Origin of the sequence: Janthinobacterium sp. 64 (assembly GCF_002813325.1) — a bacterium.
Classification (GTDB): Bacteria; Pseudomonadota; Gammaproteobacteria; order Burkholderiales; family Burkholderiaceae_D; genus Janthinobacterium.
Window position 1 is genome coordinate 4,749,743 of the sequence record NZ_PHUG01000001.1, and the last position, 25,604, is coordinate 4,775,346.

The window sequence follows — 25,604 nt, forward strand, 5'->3', positions numbered from 1 at the left end:
GTTACCACTCGGTGCCGATTTGCGCGCCGATACCGGCCGCGTACGCATGCTTGACGACGGCCATCTCGGTGACGGTGTCGGCGATGGCGATCAATTCGTCCGGCGCGCCGCGGCCCGTGATGACCACGTGCTGCATGGCTGGGCGTTCCAGCAGGTCGGCGATGACTTGATGCACGTCGAGGTAGTTGTACTTGAGGGCGATATTGAGTTCGTCGAACAGCACCAAGCCGTAGCTGGGGTCGGCCAGGAAGGTTTTTGCCTGCTCCCATGCCAGTTCGGCTTTTTCGATGTCGCGCTCGCGGTTCTGCGTTTCCCAGGTATAGCCTTCGCCCATCGCATGAAAACTGATTTCATCGGGGAAGCGGCGCAGGAATTTTTCTTCGCCCGTCGACATGGCGCCCTTGATGAACTGCACCACGCCCACCTTCATGCCATGGCCCATGGCGCGGATGGCCATGCCGAAGCCGCTCGAACTCTTGCCCTTGCCATTGCCCGTATTGACGATGATGATGCCGATTTCCTTGTCGGCCTTGGCGATGGCCGCGTCGATGATGGCTTTTTTTCTTTCCATGCGCACGCGGTGGCGTTCGTTGATGGCGGCGGTGTCCGCGTTGATGTTGTCGCTCATTGTTGATCCTCTTTGGGTATGAATATCTTGCGTTTGCCGTGGGTGATGATTTCGATTGGGTGGCCCAGGTAGTCGCCCAGGATGGAGGCCTGCATCACCTCGGCCACGGGGCCGGCCAGCCAGCCGCCGTCGCCCATCAGCAGCAGCGCATGGGTCGAGACGCTGTGCGCCAGGTTCAGGTCATGCCCCACCATCACCACGGTTTTATCCTGTTCGCGGCACAGCTTGGCCAGCAGGCCCATGACGCTGACCTGATGCGCCAGATCCAGCGCATTGGCCGGTTCGTCCAGCAGCAGCAAGGGCGTATCCTGCGCCAGCATGGCGGCGATCGCCACGCGCTGGCGTTCGCCGCCGGACAGGCTGCGCACGTCGCGCTCGGCCAGGTGTTCTACTTCCATCGATGCCAGCGCCGCCATGGCGATGCGCTGGTCGTCGCTGCCTTCCCAGTAATGGTTGTCGTGATACGGGTGGCGCGCCGACAGCACGGTTTCGATGACGCGGTACGAGAACGCATCGTGGCGCGCCTGCGCCAGGAAAGCCCGTTCGCGCGCCAGTTCGTCGAGCGGCCAGTCGATCAGGGCGCGGCCCTGTATCGTCACGTGGCCCGCATCCGGTGCGCGCAAGCCGGCCAGCGCGCGCAGCAAGGTGCTCTTGCCCGCGCCATTGCGGCCGATGACGCTCCAGCATTCGCCATCCCTGATGTGCCAGGTGAGGTTTTCCACCAGGCAGCGCGTGCCTGCCTTCAGGCCCAGTTGGTAGGTGCGGATCATGCTTGTTTCATCCTCTGCGCAAGCGGTGCAATTGGTACAGGAAGACGGGTGCGCCTATCATGGCCGTGACGACGCCGACGGGCAGTTGCAACGGCGCCAGCACGGTACGCGCCAAGGTATCGGCCAGCACCAGGAAGGTGCCGCCGGCCAGCGCGGCGGCCGGTATCAGCAGGCGATGATCGGGGCCGCAGGCAAAGCGCAGTGCGTGCGGCACGATCAGGCCGACAAAACCCACGCTGCCGGCGCTGGTGACGGCGCTGGCCGTAAGCAGGCCGGAACAGAAGAACAGACCTTTGCGCAACGCGCCCACGCGCACGCCCAGGGTGCTGGCCGCTTCCGCATGCAGCGCCATGACGTTCAGCGAGCGCGCGCAGCGCAGCGCGAAGACCAGGGCGCCGGCCAGGACCAGCCAGGGCATCAGCCGCGCGGGCGCGCCGGCCAGGTCGCCGATCATCCAGAACACCATGCTGCGCAAGCGGCTTTCCGGGGCAATCGACAGCATCAGGGTGACGATGGCCATGCAGGCCGAGGCCAGGATCACCCCCGTCAGCAGCAAGAGCGAGGCGCCGCCTTCGGCAGCCGTGCCGCCGCGCAGGTCGCGCCGGGCAAAGAAGTACAGCAGCATGGAGACGCCGACGGCGCCGGCAAAGGCGGCCGCGTCGACCACCCACAGCGCGCACATGAACAGCAGCGCGGCCAGCGCGCCGACGGAGGCGCCGGCGGAAATGCCCAGCACATACGGGTCGGCCAGGGGATTGCGCAACAGCGCCTGCATCATCAGGCCCGCCAAAGAGAGCGCCGCGCCCGTGACAAAGGCGGTCAGCGCGCGGCCCAGGCGCAGATCGAGCAAAGTGGCGGCGAGGGTATCGGTCTTGCCCTGCACCACATGGAACAGGGCGGAAGGCAGGTCGGCGAGCGGAATCGCGATCGAACCGATCATGCCGGAGAAAATCAGGCTGGCAATTGCGCACACGATCAGCACCGTGAGGATCACGGTGGCGCGGTGGCGCATGTTGCGGAAAAATGGGTGCATGTACTGCCTTAGGTGAAGCGGGAGCGGTGCAAGTGGCTGCGGACTTCCTCAGTAGCGTTGACGGGGCGTATACAAAAAATGGCCCGCATGCGGTTGCGCGTACGGGCCATTGTAATCATCTCCGGGCCGATTTAGAAATCGTAGCGTGCCGAGAGTTTCATCTGACGGCCATTGCTAGGATAGATGCCGCCTTTGCAGCTGAAGGCATTGGTGAAGTATTGCTTGTCGGTCAGGTTCAAGGCATTGACCGCCACTTCCCAGGCGCCGAACTTGCGTGCATAGCGGGCATCGAACGTCGTGAACGATGGCACCTTGGCATTGCAGGTATTGGCAAAATCGCTGCCATAGCGCTGGCTGTCCACCCATTGCGCGCCGATGTCCGCGCTTTGGCCATCTTTCGGTACCCACGACAGGCGTGCCGACAGGGTGTTTTTCGGGATCAGTGTCAGTTCCTTGCCCGAGTTGACGCCTTCGGTGAAAGTCGCTTTCACGTGCTGGTAATGACCGCTGACTCTCCAGTCAGCCGCGATGTTGGTGCTGGCATCGAGTTCGAAGCCTTGATGTTTGGTCGGATCCAGATTGGTGTTGGCCCCGCCAAATTGACCTACAGTCGGATCGTAATAGATCTCGTTGGTCAGTTTGTGGCGGAAGACGCGTGCATCGACCTTGACGATGCTGTTGTTGTAGGTCGCGCCCAATTCCAGGTCGTGCGAGGTCTGGCCTTGCAAGGGCTTGTTTTCCACCGGCGTGTAGCCGTTTTCATCAGCGTTAGCCACGCGATAGCTCTGGCCAGCCTTGGCATACAGATTTACCTGCGGTACGACGTCGAAGCTGCCTTGCACATCCCAGGCATTGAAGTTCTGCTTGATTTTGTAGGTGGCCGTGGTGAACGGTACAGGATCGACCGAGTTCTTGTCGAACGTTTCATGGCGCACACCGGCGGCGAGGCGGAAGTTTTGCGGGCCAGCGAATTTCAGTTCATCGCGCACATAGATTGCCTGCGATTTCTGCTTTGCCTTGGCTTGGGAGTACGAAGCGTCGACCGCCAGATCCCACTTGATGAAGTCGGCGCCGGCGACGATTTCATTGAGCATGCCGTCGAACTGGCCCAGGTGGCGCAGACGTGGCGAGAACTGGTTTTGCTTGGTTTTGCGCTCGGATGCGGAAGGGCCGAAGCTGCTGAAATAGGTGGACTTGGCCGTTTTTTCGCGATGCGACAATTCTGCTGCCAGATCAATGGTGCCCAGGCGGCCTTCGGCGAATGCGGTGTAGCGGTCGCTGTCGACCGAACCGAAATCTTTCGGTGTTTTAGTCTGGCGTGGATTGTCTTCAAACTGTGCCAGTGTGATCGAGCCAGGGAGGCGGCTATCCTGGCGCGTGCTGTCGATACGCACACCTGCGCGGACATCCTTGTCCTGCCATTGCGCGCCGCCGCCGAAGTTGGTCTGTTTGTATTCGTTATTATCGCGATAGTTGTCGGTTTCCTGCTTGCCAACAGCGGCATCGAGAGTGACGTTATTCCAGGTCTGGGCGACGGAGCCGCGCACTTCGCGCTGGCCCAACTGGCCCACTTCCGCAAAGACGGTGCCACGGCCAGCTTGCTTGCCTGGACGTTTGGTGACGATGTTGATCACGCCGCCCGTGGCGCCGTCGCCGTACAGGACGCTGCTGCCGCCGCGCGTGATCTCGATGCGTTCCACGCTATCGATGGGAATGCTGGCCAGGACTGGGTCGGTCAGCTCATTTTCCGACAGGCGCACGCCATCGAGGACCACGACCGTGTTCTGGCTGGCGGTGGCGCCGAAGCCACGCAGGTCGAGGGTAAAGTCAGGGCTGCCGGTGAGGCTTTGACGGCCATACACGCCGCCGATCTTGCGGATCGCCTGGTTCACATCGCTGATGCCCGCGCGGCGGATTTCATCGGCCGTGATGACGGTGGCACCGATCGGCTGCAGTGCCGGATCGCTGTTGAAGCGCGAACCCGTCACGACGATCTGGTCCAGCGTCTTGTTCGCGGTTTGCGCGAAGGCGGGAGCGGCAGCGATGAAGCACAGGGAAATGGCGGAAACCAGGGCGCGCGGCGCCATTGCCGGCGCGCGGCGGTGTAATACGGGAGCAGTCATGATATCGTTTTCTTCGGAAAAAGCATCCGGCTCGCGTCCCCGCAAGCCAGATTCAACGGAAGGTGCGGCACCCGGCAAGGCCCGCACTTCCACCTGTCCTGGCCGGTATCCGGGCTGGCAAGTACCGCTATCCCACCTTCCCATGCTCGATGATTGCAAGCACAGTGGTTGTCAGAGATAGCTTGTCGCCCGCTTCCTGTCGGGAGGGGCGACACTTGCTTACCGTTGCGGGGGCAGCACACGCTCGCCGCGGGAGCGGCATCGTGTTTCCCGTTTAACTGCGCTCATGGACATGAGCGCGGGCACCAAAACCCGGCCATTATACGTGCAGCAGGCGTAGACTGAAATGGCTGGCTGGCCGCTTCGATATCAGAAATCGACGACGACCGTCGCGCCGTAGGCGATTTTATGGGCGGAACGGGCGGCCAGCAGGGCCGCTTCCTCCAATGGCAGCCGGGCTTGCAGTGCCGACAGCAGGCGGATGGTGCCCGCGTGGCAGATGATGATGGCCGTTTCGTGTTGTTCACGCAACAGATCGCCTAAAAATGCATCGACGCGGGCGGCCATCGCCAGCACATTCTCACCCCCGCCGGGACGGTACCAGGCCAGATCGGCGGCCCAGGCATCGATGTCCGCGCGTGCAATGGCGTGCCAGGGCTGCATTTCCCACGCGCCGAAATCCATCTCGGCCAGCCGCGCGTCGAAGTGCAAGCAGCTGGAAGGCAGGTCTTGCGCCAATGCTGACGCCAGGCCGGCACAGCGGCGCAGCGGGCTGGCATACAGCGGCACGCCGGCCGGCAAAGTCGCTTGCAGGCTGGCGCGCACCGTGGCCATTTCGTGCGGCGCCACCGCCACGTCACTGCGGCCATAGCAGGTGCCGCTGGTTACTTGCGGCGTGGGGTGGCGAACGAGGATCAGGCGCATGTTTGTTTAGTAGAAGCGCAATGGAGGCTGGAAACTGGAGAGGATGGCCAGGTAAATCGCCACTTCCGCCAGTTGCTGTACTGCGCCCAGACAGTCGCCCGTGTAGCCTTGCAGGCGGTGCTGGCATTTGCGGCCCAGCCAGAATGCGGCAGCTGCCGCCGCCACGACGGCAAAGACCAGCGTGGCCCAGTTAACTATCCCCAGCACGCCGCAGGCGATGGCGGGCAACAGGGCGCAGGTAGCGGCGATGATGAATTCTCCCGTAGTCATTTCTTGCGCCATCGGCTTGGCCTTGCCTTCGTCGCGCGCGTAGTCCATGAGCCAGATCAGCGAGACGGCGGCCAGGCGCGACAAAGGATGGGCGATGAACAAGGTCGCCACCACGGTGGCAGGTGGCGTTGAGGCGAGCGCCGCGCACTTGATGGCCAGCAGGCAGATGATGCCGATGGCGCCATATGCGCCGATGCGCGAATCCTTCATGATTTCCAGCACCCGCTCGCGCGTCATGCCGCCGCCGAAACCGTCGCACATGTCGGCAAAGCCGTCTTCATGGAAGGCGCCCGTCAGGTAAATGCCGGCGGCGACGGCCAGCAGCACGGCTATCGTCGAAGGCAGGAGCCAGCTGGCCAGCAGATACGCGGCGCCACTGATGGCCGCCACCACGACGCCGACCAGCGGAAAGTAGCGCGAGGCGTGCTGCAGCCAGGCCGGCTCGAAGCCCACCCAGCGCGGTATCGGCAGGCGCGTGAAGAATTGCAGCGCGATGAAGAACAGGCGGCACTGATGGATGGCGGCGGAAACGGGATTGGTCATGGTCTTAGTCTGGCATGGACTTTTCGCTGACCTGGGCCGAGGCGAAGGTCGCCATTTCGCGCATGAAGTTGACGGCCGCGTGCAGCAGCGGCAAGGCCAGCGCCGAACCCGTGCCTTCACCTAGGCGCAAATCGAGATGCAGCAGCGGACGCGCACCCAGGCTGGCGAGCAGCTGGCGATGGCCGTTTTCATCGGAGCAGTGCGAAAACACGCAGTAATCGAGGATGGCCGGCTGCAGACGGGCTGCCACCAGCAGGGCGCTGCTGACGATGAAGCCATCGATCAGCAAAATCATGCGCCGTTCGGCCGCTTTCAGCATGGCGCCGGCCATCATGACGATTTCGAAACCGCCAAAGGTGGCCAGCACGTCGAGTGGTTCGTTGGCTGCCGCATGATGCGCGACGGCCGCTTCGATTACCTGTTGCTTGTGCAATATACCTTCCTTTGACAGGCCGGTGCCGGCGCCCACGCAATCGGCGACCGGGGTTTGCGTCAGCTTGTGCATCAGTGCCGCGGCAGCGGTGGTGTTGCCGATACCCATTTCGCCAAAGCCCAGCACATTGCCGTCCAAGGTGGCGGCCAGGTCCATGCCCGTCTGCATGGCGGCCAGGCATTGTTCCTGGCTCATGGCGGGTTCGTTGGCAAAGTTGCGGGTGCCGGGAGCTTGCTTGCGGTCCAGCAGACCGTCGCGCGGGCCGAAATCGTGGTTCACCCCGGCGTCTACTATATAGAGGGCGCAATCTGTCTGGCGGGCAAAGACGTTGATGGCAGCGCCGTTGGCCAGAAAATTTTCCACCATTTGCCAGGTCACGCTTTGCGGATAAGCGGAAATGCCTTCGGCGACGACGCCATGGTCAGCCGCAAAAACGATGATGGCGGGCTGGTGTAGTGCCAGTTGCGTGCTTTGCTGGATCAGGCCGATCTGGCGAGCCAGCGTTTCCAGTAGCCCCAGACTGCCCAGCGGCTTGGTCTTGCTATTGATGGCATGTTCGAGTGCGCTGGCCAGTGCGGGATTGGCGGTGGGGGTGATGTGTGGGATAGGCATGGGAGTCAAGGTGGGTGAGGCAGGGGATTGTTGGCGCTACGATATCACACAGCAATATTTGCTAAGCTGCAAAATAGCACTTGCAGGGCACGCGGGGCAGGGCTATAATTCGCCCCCTCGCTGAACGACGCATGCAAATGCCGAGTGAGACGAGAAAAGAAGGAGTTGACGGATGTAGTGAAATGCTTCATACTCTTCCTTCTTCGCAGCTGACAAACACAACGCTTTGTCGATAGCGCGAAAGTAGCGCCGAATACAGTTCTTTAACAATTAACAGTCGATAAGTGTGGGCATTTGATGTAAGTGCAGCGCTGCGCAAGCAGCGTAAAACTTAAAATATCAAATGTTCACAAGAAATAATGAAATAGGCGCTACGAAAGTAGTGGCCTGTCAGTTTTTTGAGTGAGCAAATCTTTTGCAATGCAAAAGATTTGGATGGTAGTGATACTGTCCGACCTGTCAGAAATGACATTAAACAGAGATTAAACTGAAGAGTTTGATCCTGGCTCAGATTGAACGCTGGCGGCATGCCTTACACATGCAAGTCGAACGGCAGCACGGAGCTTGCTCTGGTGGCGAGTGGCGAACGGGTGAGTAATATATCGGAACGTACCCTAGAGTGGGGGATAACGTAGCGAAAGTTACGCTAATACCGCATACGATCTAAGGATGAAAGTGGGGGATCGCAAGACCTCATGCTCGTGGAGCGGCCGATATCTGATTAGCTAGTTGGTAGGGTAAAAGCCTACCAAGGCATCGATCAGTAGCTGGTCTGAGAGGACGACCAGCCACACTGGAACTGAGACACGGTCCAGACTCCTACGGGAGGCAGCAGTGGGGAATTTTGGACAATGGGCGAAAGCCTGATCCAGCAATGCCGCGTGAGTGAAGAAGGCCTTCGGGTTGTAAAGCTCTTTTGTCAGGGAAGAAACGGTGAGAGCTAATATCTCTTGCTAATGACGGTACCTGAAGAATAAGCACCGGCTAACTACGTGCCAGCAGCCGCGGTAATACGTAGGGTGCAAGCGTTAATCGGAATTACTGGGCGTAAAGCGTGCGCAGGCGGTTTTGTAAGTCTGATGTGAAATCCCCGGGCTCAACCTGGGAATTGCATTGGAGACTGCAAGGCTAGAATCTGGCAGAGGGGGGTAGAATTCCACGTGTAGCAGTGAAATGCGTAGATATGTGGAGGAACACCGATGGCGAAGGCAGCCCCCTGGGTCAAGATTGACGCTCATGCACGAAAGCGTGGGGAGCAAACAGGATTAGATACCCTGGTAGTCCACGCCCTAAACGATGTCTACTAGTTGTCGGGTCTTAATTGACTTGGTAACGCAGCTAACGCGTGAAGTAGACCGCCTGGGGAGTACGGTCGCAAGATTAAAACTCAAAGGAATTGACGGGGACCCGCACAAGCGGTGGATGATGTGGATTAATTCGATGCAACGCGAAAAACCTTACCTACCCTTGACATGGCTGGAATCCCCGAGAGATTGGGGAGTGCTCGAAAGAGAACCAGTACACAGGTGCTGCATGGCTGTCGTCAGCTCGTGTCGTGAGATGTTGGGTTAAGTCCCGCAACGAGCGCAACCCTTGTCATTAGTTGCTACGAAAGGGCACTCTAATGAGACTGCCGGTGACAAACCGGAGGAAGGTGGGGATGACGTCAAGTCCTCATGGCCCTTATGGGTAGGGCTTCACACGTCATACAATGGTACATACAGAGCGCCGCCAACCCGCGAGGGGGAGCTAATCGCAGAAAGTGTATCGTAGTCCGGATTGTAGTCTGCAACTCGACTGCATGAAGTTGGAATCGCTAGTAATCGCGGATCAGCATGTCGCGGTGAATACGTTCCCGGGTCTTGTACACACCGCCCGTCACACCATGGGAGCGGGTTTTACCAGAAGTAGGTAGCTTAACCGTAAGGAGGGCGCTTACCACGGTAGGATTCGTGACTGGGGTGAAGTCGTAACAAGGTAGCCGTATCGGAAGGTGCGGCTGGATCACCTCCTTTCTAGAGTTTGCACGAATCAGTCATGATTCACGCATCAAATGTTCACACTTATCGGCTGTTAATATAAAGAACAGCATTTGGGGCTGTAGCTCAGCTGGTTAGAGCACCGTGTTGATAACGCGGGGGTCGTTGGTTCGAGTCCAACCAGCCCTACCAGTTTCTGTAGTCTGGAAATACCCTAGGGGGATTAGCTCAGCTGGGAGAGCACCTGCTTTGCAAGCAGGGGGTCGTCGGTTCGATCCCGTCATCCTCCACCAAAAGTTCAAACGTAAATCAGTGCAGAGAGTGCGCCGGGATTTAGGTTTGGTCTTTTCGAGATCAAGTGCTGTATGTTCTTTAACAATCTGGAAGAAGTAAAGATTATTTATTGATCGGTTTGCCGTAAAAAGCGAATCGATGGGTAATGATTGTATGTATCAACAAACAAGCAACAACGTTGTACTTTCTTATCCCTGTAGCGCTCTTTGATAGTTTCGATTATCAGAGGCTAACGTTATAGGGACAAGCGAATAAGTGCACATGGTGGATGCCTTGGCGATTACAGGCGATGAAGGACGTAGTAGCTTGCGATAAGCTGCGGGGAGTGAGCAAACACACTTTGATCCGCAGATTTCCGAATGGGGCAACCCACCCTTTTAGGGTATTGCATACTGAATACATAGGTATGCAAGGCGAACGCGGCGAACTGAAACATCTAAGTAGCTGCAGGAAAAGAAATCAACCGAGATTCCCAAAGTAGCGGCGAGCGAAATGGGAAGAGCCTGTACGTGATAGTCGGACTGATAGAAGAATCCTCTGGAAATAGGAACCGTAGCGGGTGATAGTCCCGTATTCGAAATCAGACCGGTGGTACTAAGCGTACGACAAGTAGGGCGGGACACGTGACATCCTGTCTGAATATGGGGGGACCATCCTCCAAGGCTAAATACTCGTAATCGACCGATAGTGAACCAGTACCGTGAGGGAAAGGCGAAAAGAACCCCGGAAGGGGAGTGAAATAGATCCTGAAACCGTGTGCATACAAACAGTAGGAGCGGACTTGTTCCGTGACTGCGTACCTTTTGTATAATGGGTCAGCGACTTACATTCAGTGGCAAGGTTAACCGAATAGGGAAGCCGTAGAGAAATCGAGTCCGAATAGGGCGATCAGTCGCTGGGTGTAGACCCGAAACCAAGTGATCTACTCATGGCCAGGATGAAGGTGCGGTAACACGCCCTGGAGGTCCGAACCCACTAATGTTGAAAAATTAGGGGATGAGCTGTGGGTAGGGGTGAAAGGCTAAACAAACTTGGAAATAGCTGGTTCTCTCCGAAAACTATTTAGGTAGTGCCTCAAGTATCACCATCGGGGGTAGAGCACTGTTATGGCTAGGGGGTCATTGCGACTTACCAAACCATTGCAAACTCCGAATACCGATGAGTGCGAGCTTGGGAGACAGACGTCGGGTGCTAACGTCCGGCGTCAAGAGGGAAACAACCCAGACCGCCAGCTAAGGTCCCAAAGATTGGCTAAGTGGAAAACGAAGTGGGAAGGCTAAAACAGTCAGGATGTTGGCTTAGAAGCAGCCATCATTTAAAGAAAGCGTAATAGCTCACTGATCGAGTCGTCCTGCGCGGAAGATGTAACGGGGCTAAGCCAGTCACCGAAGCTGCGGATATTGTTCTGTGATTTATCACAGATATATATGGTAGGAGAGCGTTCTGTAAGCCTGCGAAGGTGTCTTGTAAAGGATGCTGGAGGTATCAGAAGTGCGAATGCTGACATGAGTAGCGATAATGGGGGTGAAAAGCCTCCACGCCGTAAGCCCAAGGTTTCCTGTTCAACGTTCATCGGAGCAGGGTGAGTCGGCCCCTAAGGCGAGGCAGAGATGCGTAGCTGATGGGAAGCAGGTTAATATTCCTGCACCGTCGTATGATGCGATGGGGGGACGGATCGCGGAAGGTTGTCCAACTGTTGGAATAGTTGGTTTTTGGCTCATAGAAGGCGCTTAGGCAAATCCGGGCGCGGAATTCAAGGGGTTGAGACGAGTGAACTTGTTCACGAAGCAATCGGAAGTGGTTCCAAGAAAAGCCTCTAAGCTTCAGTCATACGAGACCGTACCGCAAACCGACACAGGTGGGCGAGATGAGTATTCTAAGGCGCTTGAGAGAACTCGGGAGAAGGAACTCGGCAAATTGGTACCGTAACTTCGGGAAAAGGTACGCCCCGGTAGCTTGACTGGTTTACTCCAGAAGGGTGAAAGGGTTGCAATAAACTGGTGGCTGCGACTGTTTAATAAAAACACAGCACTCTGCAAACACGAAAGTGGACGTATAGGGTGTGACGCCTGCCCGGTGCTGGAAGATTAAATGATGGGGTGCAAGCTCTTGATTGAAGTCCCAGTAAACGGCGGCCGTAACTATAACGGTCCTAAGGTAGCGAAATTCCTTGTCGGGTAAGTTCCGACCTGCACGAATGGCGTAACGATGGCCACACTGTCTCCTCCCGAGACTCAGCGAAGTTGAAATGTTTGTGATGATGCAATCTACCCGCGGCTAGACGGAAAGACCCCATGAACCTTTACTGTAGCTTTGCATTGGACTTTGAACCAATCTGTGTAGGATAGGTGGGAGGCTTTGAAGCGGGGACGCTAGTTCTCGTGGAGCCAACCTTGAAATACCACCCTGGTTTGTTTGAGGTTCTAACCTTGGTCCGTTATCCGGATCGGGGACAGTGCATGGTAGGCAGTTTGACTGGGGCGGTCTCCTCCTAAAGTGTAACGGAGGAGTTCGAAGGTACGCTAGATACGGTCGGACATCGTGTTGATAGTGCAATGGCATAAGCGTGCTTAACTGCGAGACTGACAAGTCGAGCAGGTACGAAAGTAGGACATAGTGATCCGGTGGTTCTGTATGGAAGGGCCATCGCTCAACGGATAAAAGGTACTCTGGGGATAACAGGCTGATTCCTCCCAAGAGTTCATATCGACGGGGGAGTTTGGCACCTCGATGTCGGCTCATCACATCCTGGGGCTGTAGCCGGTCCCAAGGGTATGGCTGTTCGCCATTTAAAGTGGTACGTGAGCTGGGTTTAAAACGTCGTGAGACAGTTTGGTCCCTATCTGCCGTGGGCGTTGGAAATTTGAAGGGGGCTGCTCCTAGTACGAGAGGACCGGAGTGGACGTATCTCTGGTGTACCGGTTGTCACGCCAGTGGCATTGCCGGGTAGCTAAATACGGAAGAGATAACCGCTGAAAGCATCTAAGCGGGAAACTTGCCTTGAGATGAGATTTCCCAGAGCCTTGAGCTCTTTGAAGGGTCGTTCGAGACCAGGACGTTGATAGGCTGGGTGTGGAAGTGCAGTAATGCATTAAGCTAACCAGTACTAATTGCCCGTACGGCTTGTCCCTATAACCTTAGCAGGTACAGAGGATAAGACGGTACAACGTTGCGTGTTTGTTGATACTACCAGTCATTACCCCAATCTTTGCTTCTTCCAGATTCAGGCTTTGTCGCTCCATTGAGGACAAATGCCAGTACAAGTTATGCCTGATGACCATAGCAAGTTGGTCCCACCCCTTCCCATCCCGAACAGGACCGTGAAACAACTTTGCGCCGATGATAGTGCTGCAACCAGTGTGAAAGTAGGTTATCGTCAGGCTTGTTATACGCAGTAAGAGAAAAACCCGTCAAGAAATTGGCGGGTTTTTTTTCGTCTGGTGGTTTGTCGGCTTACGCGCTGCGCGCTAAACCGACCTACGTCCATTTGATGCCGGGTAGCCGGTAGGTCGGATTAACGTGAAACAACCGTAGTGATGGCAAAGACTGCCCCCTCGCCAGCAATATATTGCAGCGATGCAAGAAAGTGATAGTGTAATTCTCGTCATCTTGCCAAGCGTCACCCCTGACGCCTCTAACTCGACCGGCGGGAATTACATGTTTCATTATATGGGGTGGCGGAAAATCCGCCATGACCGTTAGCGTAGCGTAATCCGACAACATTGTTGGCGTCGTGGCATCAGCTACCGCGATAAGTCGAATACGACCATGGCGACACCACCAGCGGCACATGGTAATTCTCATCCGTATGCGCAATGCCAAATGAAAGCGTTACCAGGTCGATGAAGCGGGGCGAGGGCAGTTCCACGCCTTGGGCGGCGAAATAGTCGCCTGCGTTGAATACCAGTTCGTACTGGCCCGCCTTCATGCTGTCGCCTTCCAGCAAGGGCGTGCTGCAACGGCCGTCGCTGTTCGTCATATCCATCTTCAATAACACTTTGCCTTCCGGCGCGACGGAAAACAGCGCCACCTTGACGCCGGCTCCCGGCCTGCCGTGGGCGATATCGAGTACATGCGTGCTGAGTTTTCCCATTTGCTATCCTGTATATAGGGTGAGTGAATGTGCTTATCGTGTAAATCATATACCGGCGACTGCGCCTGGCTATATGATTGGGCATATAGCCAACATTGTCCTCCTATAGGCGCGCCTCCGCATGAACAATTACGAAGATTATCCACGCGACTTGATCGGCTATGGCCGCACGCCACCCCATCCCCAATGGCCGGGCAAGGCCCGCATCGCCTTGCAATTCGTCCTCAATTACGAGGAGGGGGCGGAAAACAGCGTGCTGCATGGCGATCCCGCGTCGGAAACGTTTTTATCGGAGATGATCGGTGCGGCCGCATTCCCTGCGCGCCACCTGAGCATGGAGTCGATTTATGAGTATGGTTCGCGCGCCGGATTATGGCGCTTGCTGCGCATGTTCGAGGAGCGGCGCCTGCCGCTGACCGTGTTTGGCGTATCGATGGCCTTGAAACGCAATCCGGAGGCGGTGGCCGCCTTCCAGCAACTGGGGCATGAAATCGCCTGCCATGGCTTGCGCTGGATTTCCTACCAAAACATGGACGAGGCGACGGAACGCGAACACATGCGCGAGGCCGTGCAGATCATCCGCGAATTGACGGGGACCGCCCCGCAAGGCTGGTATACGGGGCGCGATTCGCCGAATACGCGCAAACTGGTGGTCGAGCATGGCGGTTTTCGCTATGACGCCGATTATTACGGCGATGACTTGCCATTCTGGGAAAAGGTGGCCTATACGGATGCGACAGGCGCGGCGATCCTGCAGCCGCAGCTGATCGTGCCCTACACCCTGGATACGAACGACATGCGTTTTGCCGCCATGCAGGGCTTTAATTCGGGCACGCAGTTTTTCGATTATCTGAAGGATGCCTTCGACGTGCTGTACGCGGAAGGCGATCCGAACGGCTTGAATCAGCCGAAGATGTTGTCCGTAGGCTTGCATTGCCGTCTGGTAGGACGGCCTGGACGGGCGGCAGCACTGGCGCGCTTCCTCGACTATGTGCAGGGCCATGAACAGGTATGGATCACGCGCCGCATCGATATTGCCGAACACTGGCATGCGACGCATCCATTCCAGGAGTAAGCTCTATTGAGATGGGATGATAAGTAAAATCAGTCTCTGCATATAGTTGTCCCATATGCCGGTGTTAATCTCCTATACTGGGACTATACCGAGGCCAGCATGTCAGAACCGATCCGCTTTTATTATCGTGGTGCCGTACAGGAAGTACGCAACGCCGCCCCTACGCAGACTGTGTTGCAGCACCTGCGTGAGGATTTGCATTGCACGGGTACCAAGGAAGGCTGTGCCGAAGGCGATTGCGGCGCTTGCACGGTGGTCATCGGCAGCCTGGTCGATGGTCAGGTGGAGATGAAGGCCGTCAACGCCTGCATCCAGCTCACGCCCACGCTCGATGGCAAGGCCATGTTTTCCGTGGAAGACTTGCAGCAGCCCGATGGCGCCCTGCACCCGGTGCAGCAAGCGATGGTCGAATGCCATGGTTCCCAGTGCGGCTTTTGCACGCCCGGTTTTGTCATGTCCTTGTGGGGCATGTATCTGCAGAAAAACGGCGAAACGCCCACGCGCTGCGAAATCGACGACAGCCTGTCTGGCAATCTGTGCCGCTGCACGGGCTACCGGCCCATCATCGACGCTGCCAAACGCATGGGCGAATTGCCGCACGTCACGTTCGACCGCGATGCGTTACGCGTGCAATTGCAGGCGCTGCAGCGTAGCAGCGTGACTACGTATGAACATGGCGGCCAGCACTTCCACGCGCCGCGCAGCATCGATGAACTGGTGGCGCTGCGCGCGGCAAAGCCGCAAGCGTGTCTGCTGGCCGGCTCCACCGACGTGGGTTTGTGGGTCACCAAGCAATTGCGTGACCTGGGCGACATCATTTATCTGGGTAACGTGGCGGCGCTGAAAACCATCGCCGTGGACGATGGCAAGCTGCACATTGGCGCCGGCGCCAGCCTGAACGATGCCTATGCAGCGCTGTGCCAGCATTATCCAGATGAGCTGTCTGAACTGTGGCAACGCTTTGCTTCCTTGCCGATTCGCAACGCCGGTACCTTGGGCGGCAATGTGGCCAATGGTTCGCCCATCGGTGACTCGATGCCGTGGCTGATCGCGCTGGGTAGCGAGATCATGCTGCGTGGACCTGCTGGCCAGCGCATCATGCCGCTGGAAAACTTCTATCTTGGTTACCAAAAGAAGGATCTGCAGCCCGGTGAATTCGTCGAAGCCGTGCGCGTACCCTTGCCGCGTGCCGATGTGCATTTCCGCACGTATAAACTGGCGAAACGTTTTGACCAGGATATCTCGGCTGTATGCGCCGCGTTTGCCTTCCAGCTCGACGGCGAGCGCATCATCGATGCGCGCATCGCCTTTGGCGGCATGGCGGCCACGCCGCAGCGCGCCGCGCAGACGGAAGCGTTTTTGCTGGGACAAGCCTGGACGGAAGACAACCTGGTCATTGCCATGCGCTTGCTGGCCGACGATTACGCGCCGCTGTCCGACATGCGCGCCTCGAATACCTACCGCATGACGACGGCACAAAACCTGTTGCGCCGCTTCTGGCTGGAAACACGCCCCGGTGCGCCGCTGCTGCGCATTGCCGTCAACGCCTATGCTTGCCGCGCCTGAAAGGACCAGCATGAACCATCCTGCCACGCCCGAATTGCAAGCGGCCGCCTGGGCCGCCGTGGGCAAGCCCAGCCCGCATGAATCGGCGCAATTGCATGTGCTGGGGCAAGCGACGTACACGGACGACATCGCCGAATTGCAAGGCACCTTGCACGCGGCACTGGGCCTGTCGCAAAAGCCCCATGCGCGCATCACGGCCATGGATTTGTCGGCCGTGCGCGCTGCTGCCGGTGTTGTCGCCGTCTACACGGCGCAGGACATTCCCGGCACCAATGATTGCGGCCCCATCATCCATGACGACCCCATCCTGGCGGCGGAACTGGTGCAATACGTGGGCCAGCCCATCTTCATCGTGGTGGCCGATACGCATGATCATGCGCGCCGCGCCGTCCGCCTGGCGCAGCTGTCGTACGAGGAATTGCCCGCGATCATGACGCCGCAGGCGGCCAAGGCCGCGCAATCGTATGTGCTGCCGCCGATGCAGCTGACGCGCGGCAACTACCAGGCCGCGTTCGAGGGCGCGCCGCATGTGGTCAAGGGCCAGCTGTATGTGGGCGGACAGGAACAGTTTTATCTGGAAGGACAGATTTCCTACGCCATTCCGAAGGAGGCGCAAGGCATGCTGGTGTTGTGTTCGACCCAGCATCCGAGCGAGATGCAACACGTGGTGGCGCATGCGCTGGGCGTGCATTCGCACAACATCACGGTCGAATGCCGGCGCATGGGTGGCGGTTTCGGCGGCAAGGAATCGCAGTCGGCCCTGTGGGCGGCGGCGGCATCGATTGCGGCGGCGAAACTGAAGCGTCCCGTGAAATTGCGCGCCGACCGCGACGATGACATGCTGGTGACGGGCAAGCGCCACTGTTTTTACTATGAATACGAAGTGGGTTACGACGACGATGGCCGCATCCTTGCCGCCAAGGTCGACATGACCACGCGCGCCGGCTACTCGGCCGACCTGTCCGGCCCCGTCGCCACGCGCGCCGTCTGCCACTTCGACAACACCTACTATTTGTCCGACGTGGACATCCGCGCCGCCTGCGGCAAGACGAATACGCAGTCGAACACGGCTTTCCGGGGCTTTGGCGGGCCGCAAGGCGCCATTGCCATCGAGTACGTGATCGATGAAATCGCCCGCCACTTGCAACGCGACGCGCTCGATATCCGACTGCTCAATTTCTATGGCCGCAACGATATAGAAGGGCGCAACGTCACGCCGTATGGGCAGAAAATCGTCGACAACGTGATTCATGAACTCGTCGCGGAACTGGAAGCGAGCAGCGATTACCGCGCGCGCCGCCTGGCCATCGATGCCTACAATGAGGCCAGCCCCATCCTGAAGAAGGGTCTGGCATTCACGCCCCTGAAATTCGGCATCGCCTTCAACGTCACGCATCTGAACCAGGCCGGTGCGCTGGTCCACGTGTACGTGGATGGCTCCGTGCTGGTCAACCATGGTGGCACGGAAATGGGGCAGGGCATCAATACCAAGGTCATGCAAGTCGTGGCGCACGAGCTGGGCCTGGATCTGGACAAAGTACGCGCCACGGCCACCGATACGAGCAAGGTGGCGAATACGTCGGCCACGGCGGCCTCCACCGGCGCCGACCTGAACGGCAAGGCGGCGCAGGATGCGGCGCGTCAGATCCGTGAACGCCTGGCCGATTACGCGGTCAAACTGTATGGCGGCGATGCGGCCTGTGTGCGCTTCTTCGACAACCATATCCACGTGAATGGCCATGTCGTCGTGTTTGCCGAACTGGTGCAGAAGGCTTATCTGGCGCGGGTGCAACTGTGGTCGGACGGTTTTTATGCCACACCCGGCCTGTCGTGGGATGCGAAGACGATGATGGGCCATCCGTTTTCGTATTACGCGTATGGCGCGGCCGTGGCCGAAGTCGTGGTCGATACCCTGACGGGCGAATGGAAACTGCTGCGCGCGGACGCCTTGTACGATGCGGGCCAGTCGCTCAATCCCGCGATTGATCTGGGTCAGGTGGAAGGGGCATTTATCCAGGGCATGGGCTGGCTGACGACGGAGCAACTGTGGTGGAATGCGGCGGGTAAGCTGATGACGCACGCGCCGTCGACCTATAAAATTCCTGGCATTTCCGATTGCCCGGAAGACTTCCGTGTGAACCTGTTCCAGAACCGCAACGTGGAAGACAGCATCCACCGCTCGAAAGCCGTGGGCGAGCCACCATTACTGCTGCCGTTTTCCGTGTTCTTCGCCATCCGCGACGCCATTTCCAGCGTCGGCCATCACGCCGTGCAACCACCACTCAATGCCCCCGCCACCAGCGAGGAAATCCTCAAGGCGGTCATGGCCGTGCAAGCGGTTTGCGCTAGCGCCTAGGAGCAGAAGATGAGCGACTGGCTGACAGCAATCGACGATGACACGCAGGCATCCGTGCTGGTGACGGTGGCCCTGGTGGAAGGTTCCGGGCCGCGCGAGGCGGGCGCGAAGATGCGCGTCACCCTCGATGGTCAAATGGACACCATCGGTGGCGGCCACCTGGAATTGCGCGCCGTGGAAATTGCCAAGACCATGCTGGCCACGGGTGACACGCATGCGCGGCTCGAACGTTTCGCGCTCGGTCCCAGCCTGGGGCAATGCTGTGGCGGCGTCGTCCACCTGGCTTTTGAATATGTCGATGCCAGCCTGAAAGCATTGCTGGCCGCCTTGCGCGAACGCCGCCAGCAAGACAGCTGGCGTTTGACGGCGCTCGACGGCGAGAGCGCGTCGGTTCTGTTCGATGCCGCCGGTCACTTGATCGCCGGCATGCCCGGCCAGGCGCCCGATACGTTTTCCCGCGAACGCACAACCCACGTCGCGCAGGGCAGTGAAGGGCGGCGCTGGCTGGTCGACCCGTGCCTGGCGCCGCGCGCCCACCTGACCTTGTTCGGCGCCGGCCACGTGGGCGCCGCCATCGTGCGCGCGCTGGCCCACTTGCCCTGTACTATCACTTGGGTCGATGAACGCGACGACATGTTTCCGTCCCATATGCCAGCTAACGTGCGCATCGCCGCCACCGATACGCCCGAGGAATTTGTCGCCATGGCGCCGCCGGGCGGCAGTTTTCTCGTCATGACGCATAGCCATGCGCTTGATCAACGCTTGACGCAAGCCATCATGGCGCGCGAGGATGCGGGCTGGTTCGGCTTGATCGGTTCGCACACGAAACGCAAGCAGTTCGAGCACCGGCTGCAGGCGCGCGGCGTGCCGGATGAGCGCATTGCCGCCATGGTGTGTCCGATCGGCATGCCCGGCATCCGCAACAAGGCGCCAGCCGTGATCGCCGCCTCCGTTGCCTGTCAATTACTCATGGTGTGGGAGGAAGCCGCCAGCGCGGCCCTGGCCGCACCGCTGCGGCTGGTACCTGCCAGCGCGCCATCGCGACGCAAGAAACGCGCCGCCATTCACCCGTTATAGAAAGAAGTCATGCCGATTGTTCCTGCCATATTGCAAGCTTACCGTGCCAGCTTGCTGCACTTCCACGCCGATCCCGCCTTCAGCGAGGAGGCGCACGCCTGGCATGCGGACGGCTTGCTGATCGTGGCCGATGGCAAGGTCGTGGCGGCCGGCGATTCCGCGCAACTGCTGGCGACTTTGCCGCCCGGCACCGAGATCGTCGATTACCGCGGCAAGCTGATCGTGCCCGGTTTCATCGATACCCATCTGCACTTCCCGCAGACGGAAATGATCGCCTCGCCCGCGCCCGGTTTGCTGCCGTGGCTGGAAACGTACACCTTTCCCACCGAGCGCGCGTTTGAAAATCCCGAACATGCGCGCAACGTGGCCGAGTTTTTCCTTGATGAACTGCTGCGCTGCGGCACCACGACCGCCATGGTGTATGGCAGCGTGCATCCGCAATCGGTCGATGCCTTCTTTGGTGCCAGCGAGGCGCGCGGCTTGCGCATGGTGGCGGGCAAGGTCATGATGGACCGCAATTGCCCAGAGTTCCTGCGCGACACGGCCGAGTCGGGCGCGCGCGACAGCGAAGCGCTGATCCGGCGCTGGCACAAGCATGGCCGCTCGCTGTACGCGATCACGCCGCGTTTCGTGCCGACATCGACGAATGAACAGATGCACCTGGCGGGCGAGCTGGCGCGCGCCTATCCGGATACGTATTTGCAGACCCACGTGTCGGAAAACGAGGATGAATGCCGCTGGGTGCGCGAATTGCATCCGCAGGCGCGCAGCTACCTCGATGTGTATGACCAGTACGGCATGCTGCGCCCGCGCGCCATGTTCGGCCATTGCATCTGGCTCGACGAGCGCGACCGCGCGCGCATGGCGGAAACATCGTCGGCGGCCGCCATTTGTCCGACATCCAACCTGTTCCTCGGCAGCGGCCTGTTCGATTTCGAACGGGCCGATGCGGCGAAAGTGCTGCTGTCGCTGGCCACCGACGTGGGCGGCGGCACCTCGTTCTCAATGTTGCAAACCATGAACGAAGCCTATAAAGTAGCACGCTTGAAAGGCAGCTATCTGCCCGCCTTGCGCATGTTTTACCTGGCGACTCTGGGTGCCGCGCGCGCCATGCAACTGGAAGGCACGCTGGGCAATTTCACGCCGGGCACGGAAGCGGATTTTATCGTGCTCGACAAGCAGTCGACGCCGCTGCTCGAACGCCGAACGGCTGCTTGCCAGAGCCTGGAGGAATTGCTGTTTGCCTTTGCGCTGCTGGGCGACGACCGCGCCGTGGCCGCCACCTATTCAGGCGGGCAATGCGTGCATGTGCGGGGGCAGGGCTGACCTACCCGTTGTTCAACACGAATTATCCTGAGCGAGAACGCGAATGCACATAAAACTCACTGGCCTGGCGCTTGGCGCCGCGCTGGCATTGACCGGAACGGCGCAGGCCGCTCCGTCTTCCAATGAAGCGGCCACCGCGCGCCATTTTGCCGCCCTGGTGTCGGGCGCGCAGCCGAAGACAGCCGAGCTGAGCCTGTTCTTTTCCATGATGCCCAAGGGCGGCGACTTGCATCACCATTACTCGGGCGCCATTTACGCCGAGCAATTCCTTGACTGGGTCGACAAGGAAAACTATTGCGTCAACAAGACGACGTATCGCATCGAAAGCAACAAGGACGTCGTGGCGGCCGAGCGCGCCAAACCGCCCGCGCAGCGCGGCTGCCTGTCGTCCACGGAAGTGTTTGCGGATGCGGGCCTGTATGCGGAGTTGCTGCAGCGCTGGTCGACCAAGGATTTCTATAACCACGGCGCCATCCAGACGCCGCCGGACCGCACTTTTTTTGACACCTTCGGCTACTTTGGCCCCGTGGCGTCGAGCAACACGGCCGACGGCCTGAAAACCCTGAAGCAGCGCGCCATCGCGGAAAACCTCAGCTACATCGAGACGATTTTCGAACTGTCGCCATTCGTGCAAAACGCGCAGTTCGACCAGCAAGTGCTGGCGCCGGGCTTGCAGCCGGCAGCGTTGCAAGCCGTGCTGGCCAACTGGACAGGCAGCCTGGAACAGGATGCCAGCTTCCAGAAAAGCATCACCGCCTACAACGACAACGTCAACGCCAGCAGCGCCGGCATCGACGATGCGAACTTCACCATGCGTTACCAGGCGTATGTGCTGCGTTTCCTGTCGCCATCGCAAGTTTTTTCCTCGATGGTGGCCGCCTTCAAGGCAGCGAGCCTGAATCCGCTACTGGTGGGCGTAAACATCGTGGGCCAGGAAAGCGTGAACGTATCCATGCGCGACTACAGCCTGCACATGGAAATGTTCAAATTCCTCAAGGCTAAGTATCCGAACGTCAAGATCGCCCTGCATGCGGGCGAGCTGGCGCTGGGCATGGTGCCGCCGGAAGGCATGGCTTTCCATATCGCCGAAGCCGTCGATGTGGCCGGCGCGGACCGTATCGGCCATGGCATGGATATCGCGTACGAGCACAATGCGCTGGCGACCATGCAAAAGATGCGCGAGCGCGGCATTCCCGTGGAAGTGAATCTGACCAGCAACGATTATATTCTCGGCATCAAGGGCCAGGCCCATCCGATCACCCTGTACCGCAAATATGGCGTGCCCTTCGTGATCTCCACCGATGACGCGGGCGTGTCGCGCAATACCCTGTCGAACGAGTACGTGCTGTTTGCCAGCCAGTACAAGACCGATTATACGGAAATCAAAAAGCTGTCCTACAACAGCCTGCGTTATTCGTTTTTGGCTGAAGCCGACAAGCAGCGTTTGCTGAAAGCGCTCGATGCCCGTTTCAGCCGTTTTGAAGCCTTGATCGCAAATAGTGATCGCAAAGCAACTGTTGTAAAACCGTAAAAGTATTTCACATCTCCTGCCTGCCACGCGACCGCAACTAGCGGTCGCGTAAGCTCCTGATCTTCATAGTTACAAAACCCTCCTTTTATCGTTTTTGTTGTGCCTTTACGACAAAAAATGATGCGCTGGTAGTGCTTTCTTGCAATTATTTTCTGAAACAATTTCCAAATGTTGCCGCTCATCTATAATTTCGCCCCGATGAGGTGAGCTTGCTCGGTTGATACAAAAAATGCGGCTTCCAGCGGTGATTTATATTTTTTATATATAAATTATTAAAAAAAAACGTATTTGTCAGCCTACAGACCTTAATGCATAGTTGGACGGCGAAGAGTTGAATAAGTCATTTTTGCTATCGCTTTTGTGACAATTCAGGATGTCTAGCGGCTCCTGTCACATTGCGGTCATATCCGTGTAACGGATTTGAAATATTCGATCTTTATACTGCCGTGTCTAGTTGGATAGTTTCCGTGTTTCACCACAATATAAGCAAGTCAAAATCTTGTAAGTTACAACACACTCTAGGGGGTTCAAATGCAGTTCATTCAACAACCAAAATTGCGACTAAGTATGATCGCAGTGGCATGCCAACTGGCTTGCTTCGGCATCTCTACTGCGCATGCGCAAAGTGCTGAAGGCACGGTGTCGCCATCGACGGTGACCGTCACAGGGAAAAAAGTTGGTATGGGCTTGATGGTGCAGGAAGATGCGCCAAAGGCACGCAGTACCGTGACGGCTGAGGAATTGGCAAAACAGCGTCCAACCGGCAATGCATATGACGCCTTGACCCTGCTGCCATCGGTGAACACCTATGGTTACGATGCGACCGGTCTGTTTGGCGGTGGCTTGGCCATGCGCGGTTTCAACAGCGATCAGATCGGCGCGACTGTCAACGGCGTGCCTGTGAATGACTCCGGCAATTTCGCTGTATTTCCACAAGAATATGTAGACCAGGAAAATACTTGCTCGCAATTTGTGACCCAAGGTTCGACCGACGTCGATTCCCCGCAAGTGGGCGCAACTGGCGGTAACTTTGGTATTACTACCTGCGATCCAGAAGATAAATTCCGTGTACGCGTCATGCAGACCCTGGGCCAACTGAATCTGGCCAAGTCGTATGTGCGTGTGGATACCGGCCGTTTTGCCAATGACAAAGCCAAGGCATTCATGTCGGTGTCGAATGCGCAAGCGGATAAATGGAAAGGCAAGGGTAAAGCCGATCGTACCCACGTTGACGTTGGCTTCAATTACGACTGGAATCGTTTTAATTACATCCACGCCTCTATCGGTTATAACCGCGCGATTAATAACAACTTCCGCTCGCTTACGCTGAAAGAGCTGGCCACCGAAGGTTACGACGCTGATTACAGCTCCACTTATGCTGGCCAGGCTGCACTCAGCCCAGGCAAGGCAAGTGCTTCTGGCGCACAAGCAGGCACTGGCCAGCCAGCCGCTTACTACAAGCTGGCCCTGAATCCCTTTGAAAACGTCATCGCGTCGGCGATCGGTAAATTCCGTCTGGCCGAAGATCTGGATCTGAAAGTCGTACCTTACTACTGGTATGGTTTCGGCACTGGCGGCGTGCAGCAAAACACGCTGAAAGAAGCTGGCGGCTTCCTCAATCCGGTCACCGGCAAGATCGCCGCAAGCAAGGATGTGAACGGCGACGGCGACAGCCTCGACACCGTATCGATCTATCGCGGCAGCCTGACCCGTACCCATCGTCCTGGTGTCACGACTTCGATCACGTATAACGTTGGCGATCACCAGATCCTGGGTGGCATCTGGTACGAGCGTGCGAATCACCGTCAAACGGCACCTGGTCAACTGGTCAATGCAGATGGCTCCGCACCGGATATCTGGCTGCGCAACAACCTGATTACCCGTCCGGATGGCACCTTGTATCAAAACCGCGATTGGGAGACGATCAGCACGGCTTACCAGGCGTTCTTGCAAGATACCATCACCTTGATGGACAACAAGCTGAATATTAATATCGGCGTGCGTGCTCCATACATCAAGCGTGATTTCACCAATAACGCCAGCGAAGGCAGCAATTCGCAAACCACGTACAACGTGTCGAAGACTTACTCGGATGTGTTGCCGCAATTGGGCGCGCGTTACCGTGTTACTAACGACGACCAGATCTTTGCCAGCTTGGCGAAGAATATGCGTGCGCCAAACAACTTCGTGCTGGCACCGAACAACCCACCGTACGTGACCGTGACGAATGGTGTTGCCAGTATCGTCAAGGACGTCAAGCCTGAAGTGTCGTGGAGCCTGGACGTTGGCTACCGTCATCAAACCAAAGACATTTCGACTTCGCTGACCGCTTTCTACACAGACTTTAAAGATCGCCAGGCAACCGCAATCGATCCAAACACGCTGACCAGCCTGACGACCAACGTAGGCAAAGTGCGTAACAAAGGTATCGAACTGGAAGTCGGTAACACGCCGATCAACGGCTGGTCGGTGTATGGTTCGCTCGGCTACTTGAAGACCAAGATGGAAGATGATCTGGCCGTGGTCGCCAAAACCGTCAATGGCAAAACCATTGTTGGTTATGCACCAACCGCTGGCAAGAATTTCTCCCTGTCGCCTAAGCTGAAAGCCGGTTTGAGCGCTTCTTATGAAACCAACGCCTGGTATGTTCGCGTAAAGGCCCGTTACACCGCATCGCAATTCGCTACTCTGGTGAACGACGAGGAAGTACCTGCGTACACCCTGGTTGACCTGGATGCGGCATATCAGCTGCCAACTTTCGGCATGTTCAAGAATCCCAAGCTGACCTTGAATGTATCGAATTTGTTGAACCGTGAGTACCGCAATCCAAGTTCCGGTACTGGTATTGGCGCCAATGATATCGTTACGGCTGCCGGTACGTTCGCCGGTCGCGCACCAACTTACTACATGGGTGCGCCGCGCTTTGCATCGGTCACCCTGCGCGTCGACTTCTAAGCATGGCTGTCAACTT

15 protein-coding genes, 2 tRNA genes, 3 rRNA genes and 1 riboswitch are annotated in these 25,604 nt (G+C 57.9%); of the genes, 12 read left to right on the plus strand and 8 right to left on the minus strand.

Features of this window, described 5'->3' with window-relative positions:
* Position 1: 1 nt before the first annotated feature.
* The 7 genes from cobO to cobT form a co-directional block, all read right to left on the minus strand.
* Positions 2-628: a cob(I)yrinic acid a,c-diamide adenosyltransferase gene (cobO, locus tag CLU91_RS20980; RefSeq protein ID WP_100875676.1), complete on the minus strand. Its 627-nt coding sequence runs from the start codon at positions 626-628 to the stop codon at positions 2-4.
* Entirely contained in the window at positions 625-1,398 is a 774-nt protein-coding gene (locus tag CLU91_RS20985) for an ABC transporter ATP-binding protein (protein WP_100875677.1), read from the minus strand. The genes cobO and CLU91_RS20985 overlap by 4 nt, the downstream gene beginning before the upstream one ends.
* Before the next feature lie 7 nt (positions 1,399-1,405).
* Positions 1,406-2,431, minus strand: coding sequence for a FecCD family ABC transporter permease (locus CLU91_RS20990; RefSeq protein ID WP_100875678.1), 1,026 nt, complete (start codon positions 2,429-2,431; stop codon positions 1,406-1,408).
* A 131-nt stretch (positions 2,432-2,562) separates the two neighbouring features.
* Positions 2,563-4,554 carry a TonB-dependent receptor gene (locus CLU91_RS20995; protein WP_198521374.1) on the minus strand — a complete coding sequence of 664 codons (1,992 nt, stop codon included), beginning with the start codon at positions 4,552-4,554 and terminating at the stop codon, positions 2,563-2,565.
* 83 nt (positions 4,555-4,637) lie between these two features.
* A riboswitch (cobalamin riboswitch) is annotated at positions 4,638-4,879 on the minus strand.
* Positions 4,880-4,923: 44 nt separating this feature from the next.
* Entirely contained in the window at positions 4,924-5,478 is a 555-nt protein-coding gene (locus CLU91_RS21000; RefSeq protein WP_100875680.1) for a histidine phosphatase family protein, read from the minus strand.
* Between the two features lie 6 nt (positions 5,479-5,484).
* The gene (locus CLU91_RS21005) at positions 5,485-6,291 is read right to left on the minus strand and encodes an adenosylcobinamide-GDP ribazoletransferase (RefSeq protein WP_100875681.1); all 807 of its coding nucleotides are present in this window, start codon (positions 6,289-6,291) and stop codon (positions 5,485-5,487) included.
* A gap of 4 nt (positions 6,292-6,295) precedes the next feature.
* Positions 6,296-7,336 (minus strand): nicotinate-nucleotide--dimethylbenzimidazole phosphoribosyltransferase, encoded by a 1,041-nt coding sequence (gene cobT / locus CLU91_RS21010; protein ID WP_100875682.1) that lies wholly within the window; start codon positions 7,334-7,336, stop codon positions 6,296-6,298.
* A gap of 484 nt (positions 7,337-7,820) precedes the next feature.
* Between cobT and CLU91_RS21015 the strand changes: the two genes are divergently transcribed.
* From CLU91_RS21015 to rrf, 5 genes are all read left to right on the plus strand, one after another.
* Positions 7,821-9,351: ribosomal RNA gene (locus tag CLU91_RS21015) — 16S ribosomal RNA — on the plus strand.
* Between the two features lie 79 nt (positions 9,352-9,430).
* Positions 9,431-9,507, plus strand: a tRNA-Ile gene (locus CLU91_RS21020).
* A gap of 25 nt (positions 9,508-9,532) precedes the next feature.
* Positions 9,533-9,608: transfer RNA gene (locus CLU91_RS21025), tRNA-Ala, on the plus strand.
* Between the two features lie 242 nt (positions 9,609-9,850).
* Positions 9,851-12,740, plus strand: a 23S ribosomal RNA gene (locus CLU91_RS21030).
* A gap of 138 nt (positions 12,741-12,878) precedes the next feature.
* Positions 12,879-12,991, plus strand: a 5S ribosomal RNA gene (gene rrf / locus CLU91_RS21035).
* Together the 16S, 23S and 5S rRNA genes with 2 tRNA genes alongside form the textbook arrangement of a ribosomal RNA operon.
* A gap of 357 nt (positions 12,992-13,348) precedes the next feature.
* Here rrf and uraH read toward each other — a convergent pair.
* Complete coding sequence (gene uraH / locus CLU91_RS21040) at positions 13,349-13,702, minus strand: hydroxyisourate hydrolase (protein WP_034754489.1); 354 nt, start codon at positions 13,700-13,702, stop codon at positions 13,349-13,351.
* 121 nt (positions 13,703-13,823) lie between these two features.
* Here uraH and puuE point away from each other — a divergent pair, with 121 nt between their 5' ends.
* The 7 genes from puuE (at position 13,824) to CLU91_RS21075 (ending at position 25,588) form a co-directional block, all read left to right on the plus strand.
* Positions 13,824-14,777 (plus strand): allantoinase PuuE, encoded by a 954-nt coding sequence (puuE, locus tag CLU91_RS21045; protein ID WP_100875683.1) that lies wholly within the window; start codon positions 13,824-13,826, stop codon positions 14,775-14,777.
* 99 nt (positions 14,778-14,876) lie between these two features.
* Positions 14,877-16,343 carry a xanthine dehydrogenase small subunit gene (gene xdhA / locus CLU91_RS21050; protein ID WP_100875684.1) on the plus strand — a complete coding sequence of 489 codons (1,467 nt, stop codon included), beginning with the start codon at positions 14,877-14,879 and terminating at the stop codon, positions 16,341-16,343.
* Between the two features lie 10 nt (positions 16,344-16,353).
* Positions 16,354-18,699 carry a xanthine dehydrogenase molybdopterin binding subunit gene (xdhB, locus tag CLU91_RS21055; protein ID WP_100875685.1) on the plus strand — a complete coding sequence of 782 codons (2,346 nt, stop codon included), beginning with the start codon at positions 16,354-16,356 and terminating at the stop codon, positions 18,697-18,699.
* Between the two features lie 9 nt (positions 18,700-18,708).
* Complete coding sequence (gene xdhC, locus CLU91_RS21060; RefSeq protein ID WP_100875686.1) at positions 18,709-19,776, plus strand: xanthine dehydrogenase accessory protein XdhC; 1,068 nt, start codon at positions 18,709-18,711, stop codon at positions 19,774-19,776.
* A 9-nt stretch (positions 19,777-19,785) separates the two neighbouring features.
* Complete coding sequence (guaD, locus tag CLU91_RS21065; protein ID WP_100875687.1) at positions 19,786-21,102, plus strand: guanine deaminase; 1,317 nt, start codon at positions 19,786-19,788, stop codon at positions 21,100-21,102.
* Between the two features lie 43 nt (positions 21,103-21,145).
* Positions 21,146-22,633 carry an adenosine deaminase family protein gene (locus CLU91_RS21070; RefSeq protein WP_100875688.1) on the plus strand — a complete coding sequence of 496 codons (1,488 nt, stop codon included), beginning with the start codon at positions 21,146-21,148 and terminating at the stop codon, positions 22,631-22,633.
* Positions 22,634-23,164: 531 nt separating this feature from the next.
* Positions 23,165-25,588 carry a TonB-dependent receptor gene (locus CLU91_RS21075; RefSeq protein WP_100875689.1) on the plus strand — a complete coding sequence of 808 codons (2,424 nt, stop codon included), beginning with the start codon at positions 23,165-23,167 and terminating at the stop codon, positions 25,586-25,588.
* The last annotated feature ends 16 nt before the right edge of the window (positions 25,589-25,604 follow it).